Below are 6,350 nucleotides of genomic sequence, written 5' to 3'. Positions count from 1 at the left end.
CGCTCGATGCGGTGCTCGGAATTGGCGCGCGCGCGCACCAGCTCGACCACGGCCAGCTGCGGGATCGCGAAGCGGTCACCGCCGGCCTCGACGATCAGCGCCGAAACGATGGCCAAAGTCAGCGGGATCTTGATGGTGACCGAGGTGCCCTCGCCGGCCACCGACTTGATGTCGATGGTGCCGCCGATCTGGTCGATATTGGTGCGCACCACGTCCATGCCGACGCCGCGGCCGGAGACCGAGGTGACGGCGGCCGCCGTCGAGAAGCCAGGCTCGAAGATGAACTTGTGGATCTGCGCTTCCGTCATCTTCTCGAGCTCGGCCTCGGTGACGAGACCGTTCGCGAGAGCCTTGGCCTTGATCCGCTCGGTGTTGAGGCCGCGGCCGTTGTCGGCGATGCAGATGATGATGTGGCCGCCTTCATGATAGGCGGAGAGGCGGATCGTGCCCTGCTCGGCCTTGCCGCTGGCGGCGCGCTCGGCCATCGTCTCCAGACCATGGTCCGCCGAGTTGCGCACCATGTGGGTGAGCGGATCCTTGATCAGGTCGAGCACCTGGCGGTCGAGCTCGGTGTCGGCGCCGTGCATCTCGAGCTCGATCTGCTTGCCGAGTTCGGTCGCGAGGTCGCGGACGATGCGCGGCAGCTTCTGCCAGGCATTGCCGATCGGCTGCATGCGCGTCTTCATGACGCCTTCCTGCAGCTCGGCGGTGACGTTGGAGAGCCGCTGCAGCGGCACCTTGAACTCGGTGTCCTCGTTGCGGCGGGCGATCTCGAGCAGCTGGTTGCGCGTCAGCACGAGCTCCGAGACCATGGTCATCAGATGTTCGAGCGTGTCGACATTGACGCGGATCGACTGGTTGGCGACCTTGTCGCTCTCGGCCATCTCGCCATCGGCGTTCGCCTTGGCGCGCGCCGCCTTTTTCGGCGCGTCGGCCTTGGCCTCCGCCTTCGCGGGCTCGGCTTTCGCAGACGGCTTCGGCGCAGCAGGCTTGGCTTCAGCCTTCGGCTCCGGCGCCTTTTCATGCGCGGGCGGAGTCTCGATGGCGGTCTCGCGGAAGGCGCGCTCCAGTTCGTCGAGCGAGACCTCGCCCGGACGCAGCGGACGCTCCAGCGTCTGATCGATCAGGGAGCCTTGGGTGACCGCTGCGGCGGGCTTGGCCGCAGGTGCAGCGGCGGGCGCCGCAGGCACCAGCGGGGGCGCAGCCTCGCCGGCGGCCATCGCGGCCATGCCGCGCTCGACCATCGCCTCGAGCTCGCTGATGAGATCGCGGTCTTCGCCCTCGGGCTCGGACTCATTGGCCTCGAGCTGCGCCAGCAGGTCCTTGATGCGATCGATCGTGGTGAGGATCAGCGTCACGGCCTCGCCGGTGACCGGCATGCCGTCGCGGAATTTGCCCATCAGGGTTTCGGCGGCATGCGCCAGCGCTTCGAGCCGCGGCAGGCCGAGGAAGCCGCAGGTCCCCTTGATCGTGTGTACCAGACGGAAGATGTTATCGAGGATCTTGGCGTTGTTCGGCTCCTGCTCGAACCGCACCAACTGATTATCGACGGTATCCAGGCTCTCGCTGGTCTCCGTCAGAAACTCACGCAACAGGTCATCCATGAAACTGGCCTTCGCACGCAACGGAACGCGACATGACGCGCCCTTCAAACCGTGGCCAGTTTCGGTCCAAAGCGTTTAATATTAGTTGAGTAAGCGCAAATGAACGGACTCAACAAAGAGATAAGATGTCTCCGGACAATTTCGGAGACGCGGCTAAGACTTGATTAACCACAGTGAATGGTTTCTTGCGCCGGACCGACGACACGAGGTCGCAGTTCGTAGCCGCAGGACCGAGCGGGATCCCCTGCCGGGATCAGGCGGCCTGCACGACCATCGCGGGGCCGTCGGCGGCCAGCGTGACCTTGAGGCCGCAGGCCTCAGCCAGCATCCGGGTGTAGTAAGGCTGCACGGCGTGGGCGTCGACCGTCGACTGAAGTTCGCCGGAGAGCAGGTTGACGATGTTCTGCGGCAGACGGGCGTTGAGACCGGTGGCGGCGACGCGGAAGCTCATCGTCTCGCCCTCGCCGATCGGATCGACCGTCAGCATGCCGCCGCGCGGGATCGTCTGCTGCGCCACCACCATCATGTTCAGCAGCAGCTTGACCCGGTTCTTCGGCAGCAGCAGCCGCGGCAGATTCCAGGTGATGGAGGTCTTGGCATCCTCGATATGGCCGCGCGCCATGGTCTGGGCATCGCCGAGATCGATCTGCGCGCCGGCCGAGCCTGCCGCACCGAAGGCGAGCCGGCAGAACTGCAGCCGGGCCGAGGCGGTCTTGGCGCTCTTGCGGATCAGTTCGAGCGCGAAATCGCGATCCTCGGGCTTCGGATTGTCGTCGAGCACCTCGAGGCCATTGACGATGGCGCCGACCGGACTAATGAGGTCGTGACAGACCTTCGAGCAGAGCAGAGCGGCAAGTTCGAGCGTATCGGGAGCGGGAATCGGATTGGCGATCTCTGAAGAGGACGTGCCGGACATTCGATGTTCCTGGAATCCGCTAACTTTGACGAATCATGCTTGCCTGGTGGTTTGATACACTGCGAAAGCATGAACCGCCACCGAGCTTAGGGCAGGACACGGGAAAGTACGTAGCGGTTTTCCACGCCGGCGCTGCCCAATCGCGCATCAAACCGGCCGATGGGAGCGCTCCGTGACCGGACGGACAGAGGAAATTGACCATGCAAGCTGGATACGGATCGGCCCGAGAGGGCGCGGCGCGATGACGGCCCGCCCGACCGCAGGAACCGTCGGTCTCGAAGCCGCCGCCGCGCTGATGACGCCGCTGACCGAGCTCGTGGTGCAGGCGGCCCACGCCATCCTGGCCGTCAACCGCCGCGCCATGGCCGTCACCGACAAATCCGACGGCTCGCCGGTCACCGAGGCCGACCTGGCCGCCGACAAGGTGATCGCAGACGGCTTGGCGCGGCTGACGCCCGACATCCCGGCCCTGTCGGAAGAGCGGGTCGGGGCCTGCGCGGCGCCGTTCACGGACAGCTTTTTCCTGATCGATCCGCTCGACGGCACCAAGGAGTTCGTCGCCGGGCGGGGCGAGTTCACCGTCAACCTGGCGCTGATCAGCGACGCCAGCCCCCTGCTCGGCATCGTCTGCGCGCCGGCAATCGGGCTGATCTGGCGCGGCCTGGTCGGGCGCGGCGCCGAGCGGCTGTCATTTTCCGAGGCGGGCCTCGGCGCGGCCGAACCGATCCGCACCCGTCCGATGCCGAAGCCGGGCGAGGCCTGGGTGGCCGCCGTCAGCCGGTCGCATGGCGACGACCGCACCGAGGCGTTCATCGCCGCGCGGCCCGGCGCGACGCGGCTGCCGCTCGGTTCTGCGGTGAAGTTCGGCCGGCTGGCCGAGGGGCTGGCGGACATCTATCCACGGCTCGGCCCGACTTCGGAATGGGACGTGGCGGCCGGCCATGCCGTCGTGGTGGCAGCGGGCGGCACCGTGACCGGCGAGACCGGCGTGCCCTTGCGCTATGGCGAGCGCGGCGACAGCTTCCTCGTGCCGAGCTTCATCGCCTGGGGCGACCCCAGTGCGGCGAGAGCCGTCTGACAGACCCGTCTGAGGCGGACCTATTCCGGCAGATCGTCCTGCAGCGCCGGCCACCGCGCTTCGGCCCGCGCCAGATAACGGGCCGGGTCGGCCTTGAAGGCATCCCGGCTCTCCTCGCGGCTGAACAGGAACAGCCGCTCCTCGATGACGGCGAAAAAGCGCGGATTGCCGGCCACGGTGACGCCGCGCGCCACGTCGGTCGGGTCATAGCCACCGAATTGCGGGCCATAGACCTCCGGATGGGCCAGGAACGAGGCGCGGTTGCCCTCGTTGCGGAACCGCCAGACCACCCCGCCCTGGGCCGCCTCATAGTCGGGGAGGCCGAGCTGCGCCTTGCCGTCGACGAAATACGACACCGGGTCGAAACCATCGATGGCCAGCCCGCTGAAGCGATCGGTGATGATTCGCCCCGTGGTGGCCGCACGGATGACGACCGGCGGCATCATCAGCGTCGCCAGCGCGATGGCGGCAAATACGCGGCGAAACAGCGGCCTCGAGCCGCTGATGTTCCGTTGTTGCCGTTGTGCGGTCATAGTTGGTGCCGATAACATGGGTGCAGCAAGGGCTATGCCCTTCAGCGGACAATCGCCGGATGTGGTTGGCGTCAGGTTAAGGGCGATGGTCGGGCAGCCGATAGCAGGGGATTTCCATCGATGAGTTTCGCAACCCGCCTTGCCGCCACGACGCTTGCGGCCATTCTGGCCACGACCGCGTCGGTCGTCGCGCAGCAGGCGCCCCCGCCCGCTCAACCCTATCAGGGCGCGCCGCCCTATCAGGCTGCGCCGCCGCAGTACCAGCAGCCGGCACCGCCGCCGCGCCCGGCGCCGAGCCCCGACAGCTTCAATCCGGACGAGCTGGTCAATGCCGGCCACCGCTTCTTCGGCAACGTCTCGCGCGGGCTCGCCTCGGTGATCGAGCGCGCCGTCAGCCAATGGGGCCTGCCGAACGGTTATATCCTCGGTGAGGAAGGCGCGGGCGCGTTCGTGGCCGGGCTGCGCTACGGCGAAGGCACGCTCTACACCAAGAACGCCGGCGACCTCCGCGTCTACTGGCAGGGCCCCTCACTCGGCTTCGACTGGGGCGGCGACGGCGCGCGCACCATGACCTTGGTGTACAATCTGCCGGCCACCAGCGCGATCTATCAGCGCTTCGTCGGGATCGACGGCTCGGCCTACATCGTCGGCGGCTTCGGCATGACCGCGCTGACCGCCAACAACATCGTGCTGGTGCCGATCCGCTCCGGCATCGGTCTGCGGCTCGGCGCCAATGTCGGCTATCTGAAGTTTACCCCGAGCGCGACCTGGAACCCGTTCTGAGGCCGCCAACTGATACCATCGCGACACATTCTCCGGTGACGGATCAAGGTTAACACGGCATTGGGCTGGCGTTGAATCAGCCCCCCGTGCATTGTGATTCCGTTAATCATTCCTGACCGGGAGTTGTGCGTCATGGTCGAGCCGATCATGTATTTCGCGATCGGTTTTCTGATCGCCATGCTCTGTGCCCTCATGATCGTGCCGCTGGTGCACAATCGTGCGGTGCGGCTGACGACACGCCGGCTGGAAGCGGCCACGCCGCTGTCGATGGCCGAGATCCAGGCCGACAAGGACCAGCTGCGCGCGGAATTCGCGATGTCGGCGCGGCGGCTGGAGATGAGCGTCGACGCGCTCAAGAACAAGGCCACCGGCCAGCTCGCCGATCTCGGCAAGAAGACCGACGCCATCAACCGCATGAAGATCGAACTCGGCGAGAAGAACGCCGCGATCTTCGCCCTCGAAGCGCGTGAGAAGGCGCTGAAGGATCAGCTGCGCGCGACGGAGGAAGAGTTCGCCGCCAAGACCGAGGCGCTGCGCGCCGCCGAGCAGGCGCTGAAGGAGAAGCAGGCCGAGCTGGTCCGCCTCACCGCCGAGCTCAACGACAAGTCCATGCTCGCCGACAGCCGCCAGGTCGAACTCGTCACGGTGAAGACCCAGGTCGAGGAGCTGCGCAGCCGCGTCTCCGAAGCCGAGAAGGAATTCTCCGCGACCCAGGCGCGCCTGGCGCTGGAGCGCGACGAGTCCGACACCGCGACCAAGGCGCTCAACGACGCCCGCGCACGGGTGGAGAATCTCAGCCAGCGCGTCACCGAGCTCGATCGCCAGCTGATCGTCCAGGTCAAGGAAGCCGAGATGCTGGCCTCTCGCGTGGCCGACCTCGAAGGCCGGTTGTCGACCCAGGGCAAGCTGCTCGCCGAACGCGATTTCGAGAACAACCAGCTGCGCGAGGCCAATGCCGCCGCCGACCGCGCCCTGAAGGAGCTGCGCGACGAGCTCGCCGGCCACGGCAGCGGCAAGTCCGCCGCCTTCGACCGGCTCAAGTCTGAGAAGGCCGCGCTCGAGGAGCAGCTGCAGGCCGCCCGCGACGAGCGCACCAAGCTGCAGCGCGAGATGAACGCGATCCAGCAGCAGGCCGAGAGCACCTGGGCCCAGGAGCGCATGGAGAACGCGCTCTTGCGCGAGCGCATCAACGACATCGCTGCCGAAGTGGCGAAACTGGCGATGCAGATCGAGGGCCCGAACTCGACGATCGAGGCCATGCTGGCCGCCGAGCCCGCCGCCAAGCCCGCGAATGCCAACGGCGCTCCCGCCGCCCCGGCCGCGGCCAGCGGCGCGCCCCAGGGCGGCACGCTCGCCGACCGCATCCGCGCGCTGCAGTCGCATGCCTCGCGGGCGCGGCAGATCGGGGCTTGAGGGCAGACAGGATCGCGACCTGC

General features: G+C 67.1%; 6 protein-coding genes. 3 read left to right on the top strand and 3 right to left on the bottom strand.

Going from position 1 to position 6,350, the window contains the following annotated elements; genetic code table 11:
• Nucleotides 1-1,604 (bottom strand): chemotaxis protein CheA (locus tag ACQR1L_RS22365; protein WP_434860067.1); only part of this gene is annotated, 1,604 nt, incomplete at its 3' end.
• Nucleotides 1,605-1,857: 253 nt separating this feature from the next.
• Entirely contained in the window at nt 1,858-2,520 is a 663-nt protein-coding gene (chpT, locus tag ACQR1L_RS22360) for a histidine phosphotransferase ChpT (RefSeq protein ID WP_434860066.1), read from the bottom strand.
• 241 nt (nt 2,521-2,761) lie between these two features.
• On the opposite strand from chpT, the gene cysQ reads away from it, so the two are divergent.
• Nucleotides 2,762-3,598, top strand: a complete 837-nt coding sequence (gene cysQ / locus ACQR1L_RS22355; protein ID WP_434860065.1) for a 3'(2'),5'-bisphosphate nucleotidase CysQ — start codon at nt 2,762-2,764, stop codon at nt 3,596-3,598.
• Between the two features lie 20 nt (nt 3,599-3,618).
• Here the strand turns inward: cysQ and ACQR1L_RS22350 are convergent, their stop codons facing one another.
• Nucleotides 3,619-4,149, bottom strand: a complete 531-nt coding sequence (locus ACQR1L_RS22350; RefSeq protein WP_434860064.1) for a YHS domain-containing (seleno)protein — start codon at nt 4,147-4,149, stop codon at nt 3,619-3,621.
• A gap of 102 nt (nt 4,150-4,251) precedes the next feature.
• Between ACQR1L_RS22350 and ACQR1L_RS22345 the strand changes: the two genes are divergently transcribed.
• Nucleotides 4,252-4,914 (top strand): DUF1134 domain-containing protein, encoded by a 663-nt coding sequence (locus ACQR1L_RS22345; protein ID WP_434860063.1) that lies wholly within the window; start codon nt 4,252-4,254, stop codon nt 4,912-4,914.
• 132 nt (nt 4,915-5,046) lie between these two features.
• Nucleotides 5,047-6,327 (top strand): hypothetical protein, encoded by a 1,281-nt coding sequence (locus ACQR1L_RS22340; protein WP_434860062.1) that lies wholly within the window; start codon nt 5,047-5,049, stop codon nt 6,325-6,327.
• The last annotated feature ends 23 nt before the right edge of the window (nt 6,328-6,350 follow it).

It is taken from the genome of Bradyrhizobium sp. HKCCYLR20261, from assembly GCF_051168435.1.
GTDB lineage: Bacteria > Pseudomonadota > Alphaproteobacteria > Rhizobiales > Xanthobacteraceae > Bradyrhizobium.
This window is presented reverse-complemented; position numbering and strand designations above follow the sequence as displayed.

Bases quoted from the DNA above. Each gene is read 5' to 3' on its own strand.
- chpT (WP_434860066.1), bottom strand. From the start codon at position 2,520: ATGTCCGGCACGTCCTCTTCAGAGATCGCCAATCCGATTCCCGCTCCC.
- cysQ (WP_434860065.1), top strand. From the start codon at position 2,762: ATGACGGCCCGCCCGACCGCAGGAACCGTCGGTCTCGAAGCCGCCGCC.
- ACQR1L_RS22350 (WP_434860064.1), bottom strand. From the start codon at position 4,149: ATGTTATCGGCACCAACTATGACCGCACAACGGCAACAACGGAACATC.
- ACQR1L_RS22345 (WP_434860063.1), top strand. From the start codon at position 4,252: ATGAGTTTCGCAACCCGCCTTGCCGCCACGACGCTTGCGGCCATTCTG.
- ACQR1L_RS22340 (WP_434860062.1), top strand. From the start codon at position 5,047: ATGGTCGAGCCGATCATGTATTTCGCGATCGGTTTTCTGATCGCCATG.